This window comes from Variovorax sp. 05L425, from assembly GCF_056397705.1.
Genome location: NZ_JBFTNY010000011.1, coordinates 164,668 through 184,723 on the forward strand (window position 1 = coordinate 164,668; position 20,056 = coordinate 184,723).

Annotated in this window: 12 protein-coding genes, 1 tRNA gene and 1 pseudogene; 4 read left to right on the forward strand and 10 right to left on the reverse strand. The window is 64.6% G+C overall.

What is annotated here, in order from left to right; translation table 11 throughout:
* Nucleotides 1–16: 16 nt before the first annotated feature.
* From lon to AC1DN9_RS14925, 8 genes are all read right to left on the reverse strand, one after another.
* Nucleotides 17–2,458: an endopeptidase La gene (gene lon, locus AC1DN9_RS14890; protein ID WP_478101386.1), complete on the reverse strand. Its 2,442-nt coding sequence runs from the start codon at nt 2,456–2,458 to the stop codon at nt 17–19.
* 118 nt (nt 2,459–2,576) lie between these two features.
* Nucleotides 2,577–3,842 (reverse strand): ATP-dependent Clp protease ATP-binding subunit ClpX, encoded by a 1,266-nt coding sequence (gene clpX, locus AC1DN9_RS14895; protein WP_478101388.1) that lies wholly within the window; start codon nt 3,840–3,842, stop codon nt 2,577–2,579.
* 104 nt (nt 3,843–3,946) lie between these two features.
* Nucleotides 3,947–4,555, reverse strand: a complete 609-nt coding sequence (gene clpP, locus AC1DN9_RS14900; protein WP_478101390.1) for an ATP-dependent Clp endopeptidase proteolytic subunit ClpP — start codon at nt 4,553–4,555, stop codon at nt 3,947–3,949.
* Nucleotides 4,556–4,652: 97 nt separating this feature from the next.
* Nucleotides 4,653–5,966 (reverse strand): trigger factor, encoded by a 1,314-nt coding sequence (gene tig, locus AC1DN9_RS14905; protein ID WP_478101392.1) that lies wholly within the window; start codon nt 5,964–5,966, stop codon nt 4,653–4,655.
* Between the two features lie 33 nt (nt 5,967–5,999).
* Nucleotides 6,000–6,086: transfer RNA gene (locus AC1DN9_RS14910), tRNA-Leu, on the reverse strand.
* Nucleotides 6,087–6,198: 112 nt separating this feature from the next.
* Nucleotides 6,199–9,381: an efflux RND transporter permease subunit gene (locus AC1DN9_RS14915; RefSeq protein ID WP_478101394.1), complete on the reverse strand. Its 3,183-nt coding sequence runs from the start codon at nt 9,379–9,381 to the stop codon at nt 6,199–6,201.
* A 10-nt stretch (nt 9,382–9,391) separates the two neighbouring features.
* Nucleotides 9,392–10,555 carry an efflux RND transporter periplasmic adaptor subunit gene (locus AC1DN9_RS14920; protein WP_478101396.1) on the reverse strand — a complete coding sequence of 388 codons (1,164 nt, stop codon included), beginning with the start codon at nt 10,553–10,555 and terminating at the stop codon, nt 9,392–9,394.
* A gap of 110 nt (nt 10,556–10,665) precedes the next feature.
* On the reverse strand, nt 10,666–12,510 hold the full coding sequence (locus AC1DN9_RS14925) for a potassium transporter Kup (protein WP_478101430.1): 1,845 nt from the start codon (nt 12,508–12,510) through the stop codon (nt 10,666–10,668).
* Nucleotides 12,511–12,639: 129 nt separating this feature from the next.
* On the opposite strand from AC1DN9_RS14925, the gene hpnC reads away from it, so the two are divergent.
* Genes hpnC through hpnE form a run of 3 tightly spaced genes read left to right on the forward strand, consistent with a single transcriptional unit; the run spans nt 12,640 to nt 15,677 of the window.
* Nucleotides 12,640–13,536 (forward strand): squalene synthase HpnC, encoded by an 897-nt coding sequence (gene hpnC, locus AC1DN9_RS14930; RefSeq protein WP_478101397.1) that lies wholly within the window; start codon nt 12,640–12,642, stop codon nt 13,534–13,536.
* Nucleotides 13,537–13,549: 13 nt separating this feature from the next.
* Complete coding sequence (gene hpnD / locus AC1DN9_RS14935) at nt 13,550–14,389, forward strand: presqualene diphosphate synthase HpnD (protein ID WP_478101398.1); 840 nt, start codon at nt 13,550–13,552, stop codon at nt 14,387–14,389.
* A gap of 1 nt (nt 14,390) precedes the next feature.
* Complete coding sequence (gene hpnE / locus AC1DN9_RS14940) at nt 14,391–15,677, forward strand: hydroxysqualene dehydroxylase HpnE (RefSeq protein WP_478101400.1); 1,287 nt, start codon at nt 14,391–14,393, stop codon at nt 15,675–15,677.
* Nucleotides 15,678–15,684: 7 nt separating this feature from the next.
* On the opposite strand, the gene AC1DN9_RS14945 is transcribed toward hpnE, so the two are convergent.
* On the reverse strand, nt 15,685–17,184 hold the full coding sequence (locus tag AC1DN9_RS14945; RefSeq protein WP_478101401.1) for a sigma-54 interaction domain-containing protein: 1,500 nt from the start codon (nt 17,182–17,184) through the stop codon (nt 15,685–15,687).
* Between the two features lie 22 nt (nt 17,185–17,206).
* Entirely contained in the window at nt 17,207–18,607 is a 1,401-nt protein-coding gene (locus AC1DN9_RS14950; RefSeq protein WP_478101403.1) for an acetate kinase, read from the reverse strand.
* Between the two features lie 566 nt (nt 18,608–19,173).
* Between AC1DN9_RS14950 and AC1DN9_RS14955 the strand changes: the two are divergent.
* Nucleotides 19,174–20,056 (forward strand): annotated as a pseudogene (locus AC1DN9_RS14955) (hypothetical protein); the annotation flags it as partial.

The window sequence follows — 20,056 nt, forward strand, 5'->3', positions numbered from 1 at the left end:
TCGCAACTCGCACGCATCAGTGTTTGATCGAACCTTCAGCTGGTCGCGCAGCGCGTTGCTTGGCAAGTTCGGCCACTGCAGCCGCAGAGGCCGCGACCTCTTCGTCGGACAGCGGCGTCGGCGTCTTCTCGAGCGCAATTTCCAGCACCTTGTCGATCCACTTCACCGGCACGATCTCGAGGCCGTTCTTCACGTTCTCGGGAATGTCCTGCAGATCCTTCGCGTTTTCTTCGGGGATCAACACGGTCTTGATGCCACCACGCAAAGCGGCGAGCAACTTCTCCTTCAGTCCGCCAATCGCCGTGACTTCACCGCGCAAGGTGATCTCGCCGGTCATCGCGACATCAGCGCGAACCGGAATGCCGGTGAGCGCCGACACGAAAGCCGTCGTCATCGCAGCGCCCGCGCTCGGGCCGTCCTTGGGTGTAGCACCGTCGGGCACGTGGATGTGAATGTCGCGCTTTTCGAACACCTCGTCCTTGATGCCGAGTCGACCGGCCCTGCTGCGCACCACGGTGCGTGCGGCTTCGACCGATTCCTTCATGACATCGCCGAGCGAACCGGTGCGGCTGATGACGCCCTTGCCAGGCATCGTGACGGCTTCGATGGTGAGCAGGTCACCGCCGACTTCGGTCCATGCCAACCCGACCACCTGTCCCACCTGGTTTTGCTTCTCGGCCAGGCCGAAGGTGTACTTGCGCACACCCAGAAAGTCGTTGAGGTTCTCGCCGTTGACGACAACCTGCGGCACCATCTTCTTGAGCAGCAGGCCCTTGACCACCTTGCGGCAGATCTTCGAGAGCTCGCGCTCGAGCGAACGCACGCCCGCTTCACGCGTGTAGTAGCGCACGATGTCGCGCACTGCCTCTTCGGCAATGAGGAGTTCCTCTTCCTGCACGCCGTTGTTCTTCATCTGCTTGGGCAGCAGATACTTCAGCGCGATGTGTGTCTTCTCGTCTTCGGTGTAGCCCGCGAGGCGAATGACTTCCATCCGGTCCAGCAGCGCCGGCGGGATGTTCATCGAGTTCGACGTCGCGACGAACATCACGTCGCTCAGGTCGAAGTCGACTTCGACATAGTGATCGCCGAAGGTGTGGTTCTGCTCCGGGTCGAGCACTTCAAGCAGCGCGCTCGACGGGTCGCCACGGAAGTCCGTGCCCAGCTTGTCGATCTCGTCGAGCAGGAACAGCGGATTGCGCGTGCCGACCTTGTTCAGGCTTTGCAGCACCTTGCCCGGCAGTGCGCCGATGTAGGTGCGACGGTGGCCGCGAATCTCGGCTTCGTCACGCATGCCGCCCAGCGCCATGCGCGTGTACTTGCGGCCAGTCGCCTTGGCGATCGACTGCCCGAGCGAGGTCTTGCCCACGCCCGGTGGCCCGACGAGGCACAGGATCGGCGCCTTGACCTTGTCGACGCGTTGTTGCACCGCGAGATATTCAAGAATGCGGTCCTTGACCTTCTCGAGTCCGTAGTGGTCCTCGTTGAGGACTTCCTCGGCATGCGCGAGGTCGTGCTTGATCTTGGTCTTCTTGCTCCAGGGCAGGCCGACCAACACGTCGATGTAGTTGCGCACTACCGTCGCCTCGGCCGACATCGGCGACATCAGCTTGAGCTTCTTGAGTTCGCTCTCCGCCTTCTTGAGCGCTTCCTTGGGCATCTTGGCGAGCTTGATCTTCTTCTCGATCTCCTCGATGTCCGCGCCCTCTTCGCCTTCGCCAAGCTCCTTCTGGATCGCCTTGACCTGCTCGTTCAGGTAGAAATCGCGCTGGTTCTTTTCCATCTGGCGCTTCACGCGCCCGCGGATCTTCTTGTCGACGTTGAGGATGTCGACCTCACGCTCCAGTTGGCCAAAGAGGTTTTCCAGGCGCGCCTTGATGTCGTCGAGGTCCAGCACGGCCTGCTTGTTGTCGAGCTTCAAGGGCAAGTGGGCCGCGATGGTGTCCGCGAGGCGGCCCGGATCGTCGATGCTCGAGATCGACGTGAGGATCTCCGGCGGGATCTTCTTGTTGAGCTTTACGTACTGGTCGAACTGCTGCATCACAGCGCGGCGAAGCGCTTCGACTTCGGTGCCCTTCTGAGGCGCGATATCACCCAGTTCGACCGGCGTCACGTTGGCAGAGAAATGCGTTTCGCTGTCGTCGATGCGGTTGACGCGTGCACGCTGCTGGCCCTCGACCAGCACCTTCACGGTACCGTCGGGCAGCTTCAGCATCTGCAGGATGGTCGAGACGCAACCGACCTCGAACATGTCTTCGACCGAAGGCTCGTCCTTGGCGGCAGCTTTCTGTGCCACCAACATGATGCGGCGCTCCGCTTCCATGGCGAGTTCCAGCGCCTTGATGCTCTTGGGACGACCCACGAACAGCGGGATGACCATGTGAGGGAACACGACCACATCGCGCAGCGGAAGCAACGGCAGATCGAGTTCGGTAGCAGGCAGGGGGGTATGACCGGACATGGGAATCCTTTACTTGATCATGGAAAGATGGTCGGCCGCGCGCGCTTTTCAAGCCCGCGGGCGCAGTATTCGTCGAAGACGCCGGACGCCTGTCTCGCAGCGGCCGGCCGGGCGGTCATCAAGCCTTCTTCGCGGCTTCGCGATAGACGAGCAGCGGCGGCTTGTTCTCGTCGATCGTGGATTCTTCGACCACCACCTTGTCAACGTTGGTCGCATTCGGCAGTTCGAACATGGTGTCGATCAGGGACTGTTCCAGGATCGAACGCAGCCCCCGCGCGCCTGTCTTGCGTGCGAGCGCCTTGCGCGCAATCGCCTTGAGCGCCGCAGGACGGATTTCGAGGTCTACGCCTTCCATTTGCAGCAGCTTGGTGAACTGCTTGACGACGGCGTTCTTGGGCTCGGTGAGGATCTGAACCAGCGCGTCCTCGCTAAGCTCGGCCAGCGATGCCACGACGGGCATGCGCCCCACGAGTTCGGGGATGAGGCCGAACTTGATCAGGTCTTCGGGTTCGACTTCGCGGAACACCTCGGTCAGACTGCGCTGCTTCTTGCTCTTGACCGACGCGCCGAAGCCGATGCCTGAGGCTTCCGTGCGGTTTTCGATCACCTTTTCGAGCCCCGCGAACGCGCCGCCGCAGATGAACAGGATGTTGGTCGTATCGATCTGCAGGAAGTCCTGGTTGGGATGCTTCCGGCCGCCCTGCGGCGGCACGCTGGCCATCGTGCCTTCGATCAGCTTCAGCAGGGCTTGCTGCACGCCCTCGCCCGAGACATCGCGTGTGATCGAGGGGTTGTCCGACTTGCGCGAGATCTTGTCGATTTCGTCGATGTAGACGATGCCGCGCTGCGCGCGCTCGACCTCGTAGTTGCAGCTTTGCAGCAGCTTCTGGATGATGTTCTCGACGTCCTCGCCGACGTAGCCGGCTTCGGTCAGAGTCGTCGCATCCGCCATGACGAAGGGGACATCGAGCATGCGGGCGAGCGTTTGCGCCAGCAGCGTCTTGCCCGATCCGGTCGGGCCGATCAGCAGGATGTTGCTCTTGCTGAGTTCGACGTCATCGCCCTTGGACTTTTCCTTGTGCCGCAGACGCTTGTAGTGGTTGTAGACGGCGACCGACAGCATCCGCTTGGCCGGTTCCTGGCCGATCACGTAGTTGTCGAGGTTGGCCTTGATCTCGAGCGGCGTGGGCAGGTCGTTGCGCGCTTCGCGCGATTCCTCGCCGGCCGGGAGCTCGTCACGAATGATCTCGTTGCAAAGATCGATGCATTCGTCGCAAATAAAGACCGAAGGCCCCGCGATCAGCTTTTTGACCTCGTGCTGACTCTTCCCGCAGAACGAGCAGTAAAGCGTTTTTTCGCTGGAGGAGCCTTTTTTTTCGGCCATGGACAAATGCCTCGTAACTGGGGTTTAACAATGATAGCGAAACAAAAACGGCGTTCCCCGTGTGGGAAAACGCCGTTGTTGCTCGGGCGCCTCAGCGGCGGCGATCAGCTGCGCTTGGCGATCACTTGGTCGATCAGGCCGTATTCCTTGGATTCGTCGGCGGTCAGGAAGTAGTCGCGCTCGGTATCGCGGGCGATTTTCTCGAACGACTGGCCGGTCCTGTCCGCCAGGATGCGGTTCATCTGCTCGCGAGTCTTGAGGATGTCGCGTGCGTGGATCTCGATGTCCGTGGCCTGGCCGCGGGCGCCGCCCAGCACCTGGTGGATCATGATCTTCGAGTTCGGCAGCGAGAACCGCTTGCCCTTTTCCCCTGCCGCCAGCAGGAAGGCGCCCATGCTGGCTGCGAAGCCGATGCACAGCGTGGACACGTCAGGCTTGATGAACTGCATGGTGTCGTAGATCGCCATGCCCGCGCTCACGCTACCGCCGGGGGAGTTGATGTAGAACGAGATGTCCTTGTCCGGGTTTTCGCTCTCGAGGAACAGCAACTGCGCCACCACGAGATTGGCGGTCTGGTCGTTGACTTCGCCGACCAGGAAGATCACGCGCTCCTTGAGCAGGCGCGAATAGATGTCGTACGAACGCTCGCCACGGCCTGACTGCTCGATGACCATCGGAACCAAGCCGAGGCCTTGAATATCTTGTGCGCTCATGTTTTGCTCTCCAGAGGGGGTTGTACTGTACCCAAACGAAATGGGGCTCGTGCCACAAAGCACAAGCCCCATGGATTGCAGCCTGTGCCGGCCGTGATCAGCCCTGTTGGGCCATCAGTTCGTCGAAGGACACGGACTTGTCGTTGACCTTGACCTTGCCGAGCACGAAATCCGTCACATTGTTCTCGATCACGACGGCTTCGACCTCGGCCAGACGGCGGTTGTCGCTGAAATACCAACGCACCACGTCGGCCGGCTTCTCGTAGCTGGCCGCCAGTTCGTCGATGTGGGCCTTGATCTGCTCGGGCTTGGCTTGCAGATTGTTGGCGCGCACCAGTTCGGCCACGACGAGGCCCAGGCGCACGCGGCGCTCGGCTTGCGGGCGGAACACGTCGTCGGGGATCGGCGCCTTGTCGGCATCCTTGATGCCGCGCTGCTTGAGTTCGGCGCGGGCGCCTTCGATCATGCGGTCGACTTCGGCCTGGACGCTCGACTTGGGCAGGTCGAGTTCGGCATTGGCGACGAGCGCGTCCATGACAGCGGTCTTGTTGCGCGCCAGGAGGCGGAACTTGACTTCACGCTCCAGGTTTTTCTTGATGTCGGCGCGCAGGCCTTCGACCGTGGCGTCGGCGATGCCGAGCGACTTGGCAAGTTGCTCGTTGACTTCAGGGAGGTTCGAAGCCTCGATCTTCTTCACGGTGACCATGAAGTCGGCTTGCTTGCCGGCCACGTCCTTGCCGTGATAGTCGGCGGGGAACGAGAGCGGGAAGGTGCGGCTGTCGCCTGCCTTCAGGCCGCGGACGGCGTCTTCGAATTCCTTCAGCATCTGGCCTTCGCCGACGATGAACTGGAAGTCGTCGGCCTTGCCGCCCTGGAAGGGCTCGCCGTCGATCTTGCCTTCGAAGTCGACGGTGACGCGGTCGTTGTCCTGCACGGCTGCGTCCTGGGCACGCTGGGCGAAGGTACGACGCTGCTTGCGCAGGATGTCGAGCGTCTTGTCGATGGCGTCGTCGCCGACTTCGGCGCTGAGCTTTTCGACTTCGGCGGCGGACAGGTCGTTGATCTTGACGTCCGGAAAGACTTCGAAGATCGCGTCGAAGGCGAGCTGGCCTTCGGGCGAACCTTCTTTTTCGGTGATGCGGGGCTGGCCGGCCACACGCAGCTTGGCCTCGTTCGCGGCCTGCGAGAAGGCCTCGCCGACCTTGTCGTTCATGACCTCATAGTGAACCGAGTAGCCGTAGCGCTGGGCCACGACGTTCATCGGCACCTTGCCGGGCCGGAAGCCGTCCATCTTGACGGTGCGGGCCAGCTTCTTGAGGCGCGAATCGACCTCGGACTGGATGGTGCCGACGGGCAAGGTCAGCGTGATCTTGCGTTCGAGCTTGTCGAGGGTTTCAACATTCACGGTCATTTTCTGTCTTCCTGGTGAGGGGTCGCCTTGGGCTGGTGCGCGGGGCCGGACTCGAACCGGCACGCCATTGCTGGCGTCAGGACCTAAACCTGGTGCGTCTACCAATTTCGCCACCCGCGCGGTCCGAAGTTCAACGAAAAACGGGCGGTCCTCCATGCAGACCACCCGCTCGAAATCGGTCAACCACGTATTTTATGCTGGAACGAAAGCCTCTCCAGCGAGTTGCCCTCCATCACGCGGAACGCATTTCGATCCCCGTCGTCGCTGGCGTGGTCTTGCTCTCCGCCGGCTCGCGTTTGACCCGGAACCAGGCCGCGTACATGGCCGGCAGCGCCAGCAGCGTCAGGACCGTGGCCACGATCAGCCCACCCATGATCGCCACGGCCATCGGCCCCCAGAAAACGCTGCGCGACAACGGGATCATCGCCAGCACGGCCGCCGCCGCGGTCAGCACGATCGGCCGCAGCCGGCGCACCGCCGACTCGACAATGGCATCCCAAGCCGGCACCCCGGCCGCTCGGTCATGCTCGATCTGGTCGACCAGGATCACCGCATTGCGCTGGATCATGCCCATGAGTGCAATCACGCCCAGGAGCGCCACGAAGCCGAAGGGCCGGTTCAGCGCCAGCAGCGCGCCCGCCACCCCGACGATACCGAGCGGGCCGGTGATGAAGACGAGCACCGACCGGCTGAAACTGTGCAGTTGCAGCATCAGCAAGGTAAACACCAGGAACAGCATGATCGGCACGCCGGTGACGATGGATGCCGAACCCTTGCTGCTTTCTTCCACTGCGCCAGCCACTTCAATGCGATAGGCACCCCGCCCGGCCGCGTGCCACCTGGCTTCGAGTTCGCGCAGCTTGGGAAGAAGCTGGTCGGTGACGGTCGCGCCCTGAAGCCCTTCGACGATATCGCCCTGGACGGTGATCGCGTAGTCGCGGTTCTCGCGCCACATCACGCCCGGCTCCCAGGTAAAGACCGGCTTGGCGATCTGCATCAGCGGAATCGAACGGCCCGAACTCGTGGGCAGATAGGCATTTCCGAGGTCCGAAATGGCCTCGCGCTCGTCCGGCGACTGGCGCAGCACGATATCGATCAGCAGGTCGTTTTCGCGGTATTGACCAACGGTGGTGCCGCTGAACATGGTCCGCGAAGCTTGCGCGATCGCCTGGCTGGTCACGCCGAGCGCACGCGCCTTGTCCTGGTCGACTTCAAGGCGGATCACCTTGACCGATTCATTCCAGTTGTCGTTGACGCCGCGCATGTTGGGGTTCTCGCGCATCACGGCCTTGACCTCGTCGGCGCGCGCGCGCAATTCCGCCGGGTCGGTGCCGATCACGCGAAACTGCACGGGATACGGCACCGGCGGCCCATTGGGCAGCAGCTTGACGCGGCCGCGCGCCTCGGGAAACTCCTGCGCCAGGAGCGCGGGCAACTTCAGCCGCAGGCTCTCGCGATAGTGAAGATCCTTCGCCAGAAGAATCATCTGCGACACGTTGGTCTGCGGAAACACCTGGTCGAGCGGCAGATAGAAACGCGGCACGCCGGATCCGATCCAACTCGTGACCGTCGTGACGCCCTCTTCCTGGCGCAGCCGTTCCTCGACGCGCTTGGCGACCTCTTCGTTGGCAGCGAAAGACGTGCCTTCCGGAAACCACAGCTCGACCAGGATCTCCGGGCGGCTCGAATCGGGGAAGAACTGCTGTTGCACCTTGCCCATGCCGACGATGCCGAGAGCGAACATCAGCAAGGTGGCGCCGATGGTGATCCAGCGATGCGCCACGCACCAGTCCACCGTGCGGCGGAAGGTGTTGTAGAACGGCGTGTCGAACAATTCGTGCGGCGGCGCGTCCGGGTCGTGCGGCTTGACCTTGAGCAGCAGCGTGCCGAGGTAAGGCACGAAATACACCGACACGAACCAGCTCAGCACCAGCGCGATCACCGTGACCGCGAAGATCGCGAAGGTGTATTCGCCCGTGACAGACTTCGCGATGCCGATAGGCAGGAAGCCGGCGGCCGTGATCAGCGTACCGGTGAGCATCGGCTTGGCCGTGACGTCGTAGGCGAAAGTCGCGGCGCGGACCTTGTCGTAGCCCTCTTCCATCTTCCGCACCATCATCTCGACCGCGATGATCGCGTCGTCGACCAGCAGGCCCAGCGCGATGATCAGCGAGCCCAGCGATATCTTGTGCAGCCCGATGCCGAAGTAGTTCATCGCAAGGAAGGTCACCGCCAGCACGAGCGGAATGGTGATCGCCACGACAAGGCCCGGGCGGATGTCGACGTACCAGCCGAAGCGCCCACCCTTGTGCAGCCCGAGCGACACGAAGCTCACCGCCAGCACGATCGCCACCGCCTCGATCAACACGCTCACGAATTCGTTGACCGATTTGGCAACCGCGACCGGCTGGTCCTGCACCTGCACGAGCTGGACGCCGAGCGGCAGTTGCTTGTCGATTTCCGCCGTGGCGGCATGCAGCGCCTTGCCGAGCGCGATGATGTCGCCGCCCTTGGCCATCGAAACGCCCAGCGCGATCACTTCCTTGCCCTGGTGGCGCACCTTGACGGCCGGCGGATCGACGTAGCCGCGATGAATCTCGGCGATGTCGCCCAGGCGCATCTGGTTGCCGGAGCTTCCGCGTATCGGCATCGCGCGCAATTGGTCCACGCTCGTGAACTGGCCTCCCACGCGGACCTGCACCACATCCTGCGGTGCCTGGATGGTTCCTGCGCTCTCGATCACGTTCTGTGATCCGAGCTGCCCCAGCACCGTGCTGAAATCGAGACCAAGCTGTGCCAAGCGCTTCTGCGAGACCTCGATGTAAACCTTTTCGTCCTGGATGCCGAACTGGTCGACCTTGGCCACGTCCTTCACGCGCAGCAGACGCTGGCGCACGTCGTCGGCGAAGGTCTTGAGCTCGGCATAGTTGAAGCCGTCGCTCTCCAGCGCGTAGATCACGCCATACACATCGCCGAAGTCATCGTTGAAAAAGGGGCCCTGCACGCCTGCAGGCAAGGTGGCGCGCATATCGCTGATCTTCTTGCGCACCGTGTACCAGACGTTGGCCACCTCGCCGGGCTTGGACGAGTCCTTGATCTGAAAAATGATCTGCGACTCGCCGGGCTTCGAGTAGCTGCGGATCTTGTCGGCGTAGGGTGCCTCTTGCAGCGTTCGCTCGAGCTTGTCGGTCACCTGCTCCGCGACTTGCTGCGCCGTGGCACCGGGCCAGTAGGTGCGGACCACCATCGCGCGGAAAGTGAACGGCGGGTCCTCGTCCTGGCCGAGTTGGAAGTACGACGCGAAGCCCAGCAGCATCAGCACGAACATCAGGTAGCGCGTGAGTGCCGCATGGTCGAGCGCCCATTTCGAGAGGTTGAAGCCGGCCTTGCCGGTGTCGGCGGTCTGTGACGTCATGCAGGCGTCCTCAGCGCGTGGCCACGGGAGCTACGGGCGTGGGCATCGCGGCGGCCTCATGAATCGGGCCGGCGGGCGCAGCCGCCCGGTCGCGGTAGATGGTGACCTTCTGTCCCGGCGACAACACGTGCACGCCCGCGGCCACGACCAATTCGCCGGGCGAGAGACCCTTGCCGATCACGGCGTCGTTGCCGTCAGCCGTCATGACCTCGACGGGCTGTGAGCGCACCGTCATGCTGGACTTGTCGAGCACCCAGACGGCCGTGCCCTTGCCCTCCTGGCGCAAGGCGCTGGTCGGCACCTTCAACACCGGCGTGCCACTGTGCGACAGCGCCTTCGGCCGTGCATAGACCGTGGCGCCCAGCGCGGGTGCCGTCAACGGATCGATCGTCGCCTTGACGGTATAGGTGCGCGTGACTGCGTCGGCACTGCCCGCGACTTCGCGCACCTTGCCTTCGAATTCGCTTCCGTTGGCCCATCCGCGGATCGCGACCGGTGAGTCGGGCTTGACCTGCCCCGCGCGATCCTCGGGCACCGCGAACACCACGTCGCGCGCGCCGTCCTGCGCGATGCGGACGACCGGCGTACCGGCGGCAACCACCTGCCCCGGTTCGGCTTCGATGGCGGTGATGATGCCCGGCACGTCGGCCACCAGCGTCGTGTAGTTGGCCTGGTTGCCCTGTGCGGTGAGCTGCGCCTGCGCCTGTTCGAGTTGGGCTTGCGCAGCCTTGAATGTGGTTTCGCGGCGCTCCAGATCTGCACCGCTGATGAAGTTCTGGTCGCGCAGCGAGCGATAGCGCTTGAGGTCCGCCGCAGCCAGATCGCGATTGGTCAGCGCCGCAGCATGCTGCGCGCGTGCGCCTTCGGCTGCCAGCCGGAAGTCTTGGGGGTCGAGTTGGGCGAGCACCTGTCCCGCCTGAATATGCTGGCCGAGTTCAGCTTGGCGGCGCGTGATCTTCCCGGCCACCCGGAAGCCGAGCCGCGATTCGACCCTCGCCCGCACCTCGCCCGAGAACTCGGGCTCCGTGTCATAGGGGCTGACGCCGACGGCGATGACCTTGACCGAACGGATGGGCTCTTCGGCCGCCGGCGGACGAGAACATCCTGCGAGAACGAAAACGGCAAGGAGGACCCCGGCGCATGGACGAGAAAGGAATACGGACGAGGCGGTCATGAAGCACCCTTGAAAAAACCAGCGGGGTCATTAATGACCAGCCGGTTAGTAATCTAGGGTAAACGCCAATCGCTGTCAACGGAAACACCGGCGCATCGGGGGCACGAGACCTAAGTGCGCTGTCCCATTTCCACAAGCCGGTTCTCGGGCAGCACGAAGTAGTCGGAGGCTCGCCCCGCATTGCGCTGCAACCAGCCGAACAGTGCCCTGCGCAACGGGTTCATGTTCGGAAGATGCTCGTCGCCGACAGAGGCGCGCGAAACGAAATACGACGTGGTCATCGAGTCGCAAGCCAGGCCCTTCTGGTAGGCCAGGATGCGGATGAATTCAGGCACGTCGGGGCGCTCCATGAAGCCGTGCCGCGCGGTGGCGATCCAGAAGCCTTCGCCGAGGGTTTCGGCTTCGATCCGAATTCGCGCATCGACGCGCGGCGTGTCGCACGAGATCACCCTGAGCACGATGACCTTCGTGTGAAGGACCTGGTTGTGCTTGAGGTTGAGGAGCAGCGCATGCGGCACGGATTCGGCGTCGGGGTTGAGGAACACCGCCGTCCCCCTCACCCTGTAAGGCATGCCGGCCGCGAGCGAATCCACGAAAGGCACCAGCGGCAGACGCTCTGCTTCCGCGGCTTGCAAGCCGAGGCGGCGGCCCTTGGCCCAAGTCGTGAAGACGATCATCACAAGAACCGCCACCGCGAGCGTGAGCCAACCGCCTTCGAGGATCTTCAGGCTGTTGGCGACGACGAACATCACGTCGACCGAGGCGAAGATCAATACGCCGATCACGACCGCCGCGCGATTCCACCGCCAGAGCTTGAATGCAACGATGCCGGCCAGCAGCGTGGTGGTGACCATCGTGATCGACACGGCAATGCCATAGGCCGCCGACAGCGCGCTCGAACTCCGGAAACCCAGCACCAGCAGCAGCACGCCGACCATCAGTAACCAATTGACGGTCGGCAGATAGATCTGCCCGATGGCTTCGCCGGATGTCTGCACGACCCGCATGCGCGGCAGGTAGGCCATGCGGATGGCCTGCGCAGTGAGCGAGAACGCGCCCGAGATGACGGCCTGCGATGCGATCACCGTGGCCATCGCGGCGAGGATGACCATCGGCAGCACCGCCCAGGACGGAAAGAGCCTGAAGAAGGGGTTGTCGATCGCGGCCGGATTCGAGAGCACCAATGCGCCCTGGCCGAAATAATTCAGCACCAGCCCCGGCAAGGCAATGAAGATCCATGCGAGGCGAATCGGCTTCGCGCCGAAATGACCCATGTCAGCGTAGAGTGCCTCGCCGCCCGTGAAGGCAAGGAACACGGCGCCCAGCACGGCGAGCGACTGCGCGCGATGCGTGATCAGGAAGCCGACCGCGTGGCGAGGGTCCAGCGCCGCCAGCACCTGCGGCTGCTTGAGCACCTGCAGCAGACCTCCCACGGCGATCACGAGAAACCACAACAGCATGATCGGCCCGAACACGCGGCCCACGACCCCGGTACCGTGGCGCTGCACCGCGAAGAGGCCGATCAGGATCGCAACGGTAATCGGGATCACGAACGGTTGGAGCTTCGGCGCCTCCACCTCCAGGCCCTCGACCGCGGAAAGAACCGAAATCGCCGGCGTGATGAGACTGTCGCCGTAGAACATCGCCGCCCCGACGAGCCCCAGCACAGCAATCAGGGAGGAAACCCAGGCGCGCGTGGGCGTGCCGGTCACCGCGTTGCGCGCCAGCGCCTGCAACGCCAGGATGCCGCCCTCACCGTCGTGGTCGGCGCGCAGCACGAACACGACGTACTTCAGCGTCACCACGAACATCAGCCCCCAGAAAATCAGCGACAACAGTCCCAGCACCGATTCGGGCGTGAAGGGAATGCCGTGTTCGGGATTCAGCGTCTCCTTGAAGGCGTAGAGCGGCGACGTGCCGATGTCGCCGAAAACCACGCCCAGCGCCGCAATCATCAGGACCGGTCCGGCTTTGGGATGGGATCCAGGGTCCGTGAGACCGAGGTTCTGCGACGTTGTATTCATGATGTCTGAAAGGCCTCCACTGCGCGGATCGTACCCTCGCCGTGACGCACAATCCGCGGCGTGTCATCCATCCCCCCTCCCCCTCTCGCAGCCTCGCCGACGCACTACGAGAACTTCCCGGTCGCCTCCTGGCTGTGCCCGCCGCGACTGCGGCCGCCGATTGCGGCCATCTACGCATTCGCGCGCACAGCCGACGACATTGCCGACGAAGGCGACGCCGGCTCCGCGCAGCGCCTCGACGATCTCCGCGCCTTTCGCGCCGACCTGGCCGCCGTGGCGCGAGCCGCGGCCCCGTCAGGCCGTTGGCCTGAAGTCTTCGTTCCGCTCGCGGATGCCATGCGCGAGTTTTCGCTGCCCGAGAGTCTGCTCGCCGACCTTCTCTCCGCCTTCATGCAGGACATCGAGAAGACCCGGGACGGCGCGGGTTACGCCGACCGCGCCGAGTTGCTGGACTACTGCCGCCGCTCGGCCGATCCTGTCGGTCGGCTGCTGCTTCATTTGTATGGCGTCGACGACCCGCCTGCGCTCGCGCAAAGCGACGCGATCTGCAGTGCGCTGCAACTGATCAATTTCTGGCAGGACCTGAGCGTCGACCTGCCGCGCTCCCGCTACTACCTGCCGCGAGACGCCATCGCCGCGCACGGCCTGGATCCGCAGGCCTTCAACACGTTCCGACCGCTGGCACCCGCCTCCCCTCCGTCGAAGGCGATCGCGCTCGTCGCGGACCAGGTCGCATGGGCGCGCGAACTCATGCGCGAAGGTGCGCCGCTGGTCCATCGCCTGCCGGGTCGTGCCGGGTGGGAGTTGCGCTTCGTGGTGCAAGGCGGCAGCCGCATCCTCGACAAGATCGAGGCGCTGGGCTGCGACACTTTTTCGCGCCGGCCCACCCTCGGCAAGGCCGATGCGCCGCTGCTCGCGTGGCGGGCCCTGCGGATGCGGAGACAATCGCCCGCATGAAGAGGCCCGCACGATGACCCCCGAGCAGTACGTCCAGGACAAGGCCGCTGCCTCGGGCAGCAGTTTTTATTACGCCTTCCTGTTCCTCCCGAAACCGCGCCGCGCCGCGATCACCGCGTTCTATGCGTTTTGCAGGGAAGTCGACGACGTGGTCGACGAAGTCAGCGACCCCGGCGTTGCCGCCACCAAGCTCGCCTGGTGGCGCACCGAGGTCGCCCAGTCCTACGCAGGCCAGCCGCACCATCCGGTGATGCAGGCCCTGATGCCGCACGCGGCCGAATACGGCATCGAGGAACGCCAGTTGCATGAAGTGATCGAGGGCTGCCAGATGGACCTCGACCAGACGCGCTATCTCGACTTCGCGGCGCTGCGGCGCTATTGCCACCTGGTGGCCGGCGTGGTGGGCGAAGGCGCAGCGCGCATCTTCGGCCAGACCGATCCGCAGACCACGGCCTACGCCCACAAGCTCGGCCTCGCGCTTCAGTTGACGAACATCATCCGCGACGTCGGCGAGGACGCGCTGCGGGGGCGCATCTACCTGCCGGTCAATGAACTGCAGCAGTTCGACGTGAAGGCGCACGAAATCCTCAACCGCGTCCATTCCGATCGCTTCATCGCACTGATGAAGTTCCAGGCCGATCGCGCGCAGGCGGCCTACGATGAAGCGCTGGCCCTCCTCCCGTCGGCGGATCGGCGCATGCAGAAGCCGGGGCTGATGATGGCCAGCATCTACCGCACGCTGCTTTCGGAGATCGAGCGCGACAACTTCCAGGTGCTGAATCAGCGTGTGAGCCTGACGCCGGTACGCAAGCTCTGGCTCGCATGGCGCGTGCAGGCACTCGGGAAGCTCTGACTTGAGCCGTGTGGCGATCATCGGGGGCGGCTGGGCCGGATTGGCCTGCGCGGTCAAGGCAGTGCGCGGGGGACATTCGGTCAGCGTCTTCGAAGCCGCGAGAAACTGGGGCGGCCGAGCGCGCGCGCTGCCGGCGACACTCCCGAACGGCGAGCGCGTGACGCTCGACAACGGCCAGCACATCCTGATCGCCGCCTACACTGATTCGCTGGCCCTGATGGCGCGCGTCGGTGTCGATGCCGATGTCGCCTTCCAGCGCTTGCCGCTGAATCTGCGCTTTCCCGACGGCACCGGTCTCTCGCTGCCGCAACTGCCCGCGTGGCTCGACCGGGCAACGCGGCGCATCGCGCCCCTGGATGTGGTGGCAGGCGTTGTCAGTGCGCGCGGCTGGTCGTGGGAGGACAAGCTTTCGCTGCTGAAGACCGCCATGCGCTGGCAACGGCAAGGATTCGTCTGCCCGGAAGAGGAAACGGTGGCCGGCCTGTGTTCCACGCTCACGCCCCGCGTGCGCGCCGAACTCACCGAGCCGCTGTGCGTCTCCGCGCTCAACACGCCTGCCGATCAAGCCAGCGGCAAGGTCTTCCTGCATGTGCTCGCGCAGGCGCTGTTCCGGACGCCTGGCGGCTCGCAGTTTCTGTTGCCGCGTGTCGACCTCGGCGCACTTTTTCCGGATGCAGCCGACCGCTGGCTGCGGCAGCAAGGCGCGCGAACCGAACTCGGACGCCGCGTGCGCGCCATCACGCCGGACGGCGCGGGCTGGCGCGTCGACGACGAACCGTTCGACCGCGTGGTGCTGGCCTGCGCGCCGTGGGAAGCAGCGCGTCTCGCCGCCGACCTCGCACCGACTTGGTCTGCCATGGCCGACGCACTGACGCACGAAGCCATCACCACGGTTTATCTTCATGGCGAAGGGGCAGCGCTGTCCGCGCCCTTCGTCACGTTGCGAAGCACGCCCGAGGCGCCTGCGCAGTTCGCCTTCGATCGCGGCCGGCTCGGTGGTCCGCGCGGCCTGCTCGCCTTCGTGATCAGCGCGAGCACCGACGATCGCGAGGCGCTCCAGCGCCTGGTTCAAGCGCAGGCCCGCGAGCAATTGGGTCAGGACGGGCTGCAACCGATCCTGACCGTGATCGAACGGCGCGCGACCTTCGCATGCACGCCCGGGCTGGTTCGCCCCCCGATGCAAGTCGCCCCGGGTCTTGTTGCCTGCGGCGACTACGTGGAGAGCGACTACCCCGGGACGCTCGAAGGCGCGGTGCGCAGCGCCATCGCCGCGGCTGCAACGCTCTAGCGCGGACTCAGGCCCGGCCGACCGGCTTGCCGGCGCTGTCCCAGTCGGCGAGGAATCCGGTGGCCGGTGCGTTGTTCAGGATGGCGTCGATGGGTCGCGTCGCTCCTGGCGGCGTCGGCCGCAGCGGCGGCGTCGTCGACCACGGCGGTGTCACGTGCGGACGGGGTTCCGCGTCGAGCGCAATGCTGTGCTTGTCCATCAGACGGTACAAGGTCATGCGCGAGACACCGAGCTCGCGGGCCGCATGCGTGACGTTGCGACCGACGCGCGTCAGCGTGAGCACGATCACGTCGCGCTCAGCCGCCGTGCGCGCGGCATCCAGTCCCATGCCGACCTGGTTGTCGGCCGGCATCAGGCCGAGATCGTTCGGCCCGATCAGGCGCCGGTCGGTCATGACCACCGCGCGCTGCACGCGATTGAAGAGCTCGCGCACATTGCCCGGCCACGCGTGCGCCAGCATCGCCGCGACCGCCTGTCGGCTGAATCCCTTCACGCGCGCCCGGCTCTTGGCGGCGCAGCGTTGGAAGAAATACTCCGCGAGGATCGGCACATCTTCCATGCGCCGCCGCAGCGGGGCGACTTCGATCGACAGCACGTTCAACCGATAGAACAAATCGTCGCGAAACTGCCCCACGGCTACCGCCTCGGCCAAGTCCACGTGCGACGCCGCCACCACCCGCACGTCGACATGCAGGTTGCGAACGGCACCCACGCGGCTGATGGTCTTCTCCTGCAGGAAGCGCAGCAGGTTCGTCTGCAGTTCGAGCGGAAGATCGCCGATCTCGTCAAGGAAGATCGTGCCGCCGTTGGCCGCCTCGATCAGCCCTCGCCGCTCTGACGAAGCGCCCGTGAATGCACCGCGCTCATGCCCGAACAGTTCGGACTGGATCAGCGACGGCGAGATCGCACCGCAATTGACAGCAACGAAGGGACCGGCCGAGCGTTGCGAGCATTGGTGGATCGCGCGCGCCGCCAGTTCCTTGCCGCTCCCGCTTTCGCCGCCGATCAGCACCGGCGCATCGGTCGCCGCGACTTTGCGGATCTGCTGCCGCAGCCGCGTGATCGCAGGCCCCTGCCCCACCATGCCAAGGGCGTCGATGGCGTGGCTGTGCGCCGCGTTGTGCCGAAGTCGCAGCATCGCGCGCTGGCTGGCATGCTCGAGCGTTCGCTCCAAGTCCTGAAGATCGACCGGCGTCACCTGGTGATCGAAGAAGCAGCCGAGTACCAACTCGCGGAAACCAGTCGACTCCAGCGCATGGGCGTCGCACACGCTCACCCATTCGGAGCCGGCCGAGCTATTGACGCAGGCTTCCACCGCCGCTTCGGGCACGTTCAGCGACGGCCCGACGATCAGCATGCCGACCTTGAAATGCCGATGCGCCTGCACGCGGCCCGCCGCCACCAGATCGCCGACCTGCGTCACGTCCCAGCCTCGGGCGATCAGCGGGTCCAGCACTTCGGCCGCACTGCCGCCCAGCGTCACACAAAGAATGCTTCCGGGCTGCATGGCGAAGGACCACCAGGGCCTGCTAGAACGACATCGGCAGCCTGACGGTCAGCTGGAGGTCGGGGGTGTCACGCGTCAGGCCGGCACCCACGCTCACGTTGAGAACGGTCTTGTCGTTGTAGCGGTACGAATAGCCCAGCAGCAGCGATGCCAGCTGTGTGCGTACCGAACCGAGGACGGTCTGGCCGTTCTGCTTGGTGGGCGCGACGGAATAGAGTTCCATGCCGAGACTGAAGGACGAGCGCTCGTTGAGCGCCATGCCCATGCCGAAGTTCATGCCGAACACGCCACCTGCCTGCACATCGCCGAGAAACTCGGTCTGGCCGTTCAGCACCGTGCGGCTGACGTTGTTACGGGCGAAGTTGTAGGTATAGCTGAGGCCACCGAAGAAGACCGCTGGATCGGAGGGCAGCAGGAAGTTGATGCTCGGCTGCAACGAATAGAAGCCGGAGCCTGTCGGGAGTTCGAGCGGCAGCCCGGTGCCCGTGGTGTTGCCGATGCAACGCGTCACGCAGTCGGTCGGCACCTCGAAGGGGTCCTTGCCGTTGCGGCCCTTGAAGCGCAGCGCGCCGACGACATAGGGCTTGTTGTTGTCTCGGCCGTCGGCGATCTGATAGCGGACCGCGGCCTCGATGTCGCCCATGCCGTTGCCGTGCGTGTCGAAGACGTTGTCGAAGGCCGAGCCGGTGAAGATCTCGCGGCTGATGGTGTTGTTCGATCGGGCGAGGTACGGAATCTTCAGTTCCAGTTCCATGCGGTTGGTCACGCCAAAGCGACCCGTCGCTGCGGCGATGAATGTGTTGTTCTTGTATTGGCGCACATCGACCAGGCCGATCAGGATCGCGGGGATCACCGTGTAGCCCACCAACGCAACCTGATTGCTCGACGAATAGCCGTATTGCAATGAGGGCTCGAAGACGAACGTGCCCTTGGGTGTGAGGATGCTTGGCTCTGGGAAGATCTGCGCCACTGGCGGTGCCTGGACTTCCTCGCTCGGCGCGACGCCCACGCGCACGGGTCTCGTCGAGGTGTCCTCGGCGCCGGGTTGAGCACCCTCCACCACCACCTCCGGCTTCGAGCCCGGGGCCAGCGGCCGACGCGCCTCCTGGGTGTTCTGGTTGACCGCCTGCCCCTGGGCCGTGAGGCGTTCCGAGAGTTCCTTGTAGCGACTCTCCTGCTCGGCCGCCTGCTGCCGGAGCTCGTCGATCTGGCGACCTTGCTCGGCCAACTGATGTTGAAGGGCTTCGAGGCGCCTGTTGGCATTCCGCGCGGTCGACGACGTCCCCTGGCCTTGCTTGGCGTTGCGGGTGGACGGCGTCCCCTGGCCCTGCCCCTGCGACTGCGTTTGCGCGATGGCACTCGACCATGCCATCGACGAACAGGCAATCAGCACGAGCGCCCTGGTCGGACGAATTGTCTCCATCGTTGCCCCCTCGTTGTGTTCTTCGTGCGAGGTTCCCGCGGGCAGCGTATACGTTTTGTTAAGGTCGTGCAAAGCCGTAAGTTGCAAACAAAAGTAAGCGGTCGCGATCAACCTGCGATGTGTCTCAGCGGTGTTGCAGTTCGGGCACGAATGCGCTGGTGCAAGCCGCCGACCACACGACACGGCGCCTTCGCGCGCACCTCTTGCGGCGCGCCGCAGACACCGCTGCCGAACCGGGTGGTGGTGTCCCACGGTTGAGACACAACACGATGGATCGCGCTGCGTCGCGCTTGCAAGGCAAACACTGGCGCTGCGCCCGAAAAGCAACGGTTTGCCATCGATTTACCGTCAAGCAGATGTGACAGAAGGAGCGCAAAAAGCGGTCTTTCGGGCCGCTGAAATTCTCGGCGCGCAAGTCACCGAATCGTCATGCAAGGCCTTCTTCCAATGAGGAATCGTTCTCACGAAACAAGCCGTAATTTGCTGGCATCGAAGTTGCACCGCGGCCTTCGATTTGCGGCGACGCACGTCAATACCAAGCTTGTTCAACTTTTTTTGGAGGGTTCATGAAAAAGACACTTGTGGCTTCGGCCATTGCGCTTGCCTTCGGGTTCAGCGGGGCAGTGTTCGCCGATCAAACGGCAGGACCGTCGGGGCGTGGAGACGACACCAATACCAATACGGACAGCAGCACGCATTCACTCTCGTTTACCGACAGCAGCACGCATTCGCGCACGGACAGCAGCACGCATACGCGCAGCAACACGGGTGACGCTACGGCTGACGCGCGCTCCGCCGCGCTGAACAACGGGTCGACAGGCACGTTCGACAACGCTTTCAACTTCACCAGGACCACCGCGACGGCGACCAGCAACCTCGACGGAACTGTGTCGCACAACCGCATCAACGGCATCGGAAACGTTGCCTACAACCTGGGTTCCGCAGCGGGCGGAAAGGGCTACGGCGGAACCGGCGGAACGGGCAGGGGCGGCACGGCCACCGGCACAGGCCAAGGCGGCAACGGTGCCGTCGGCAATGGTGCCGTCGGTGCGGCTGGCGGACGGGCCTCCAATGGCAACGTCTCCAATGGCAGCGCCACCAATGGCGGTTCCGAAGCGGGTGACGGCGGCAACGGGCTCGGCGGCATCGCCGTCGGCCTGACAGGCAGCGGACGCGCCTCATCCAGTGGCGGCGACGGCGGACGCGGCGGCTCGAGCGGCGACAGCGGCCGTGGCGGAAGCAGCGGCAGCCTCTCCGCTGCGCTCGGCGGCAGGAGTGGCGGTGGCGGCGGTGGCGGAAGCTCCGGCAGCACCTCGGCAGGCTCGGGCGGCAATGGCGGCCGAGGCGGCGGAGGCGGTGACGGCGGCTTGGCCRGCGCAGCAGGCGGCGCGGGCGGCAACGGCGCAGCCGGCGGCGCAGGCGGCGCAGGCGGTGCCAGCGGCACTGCAG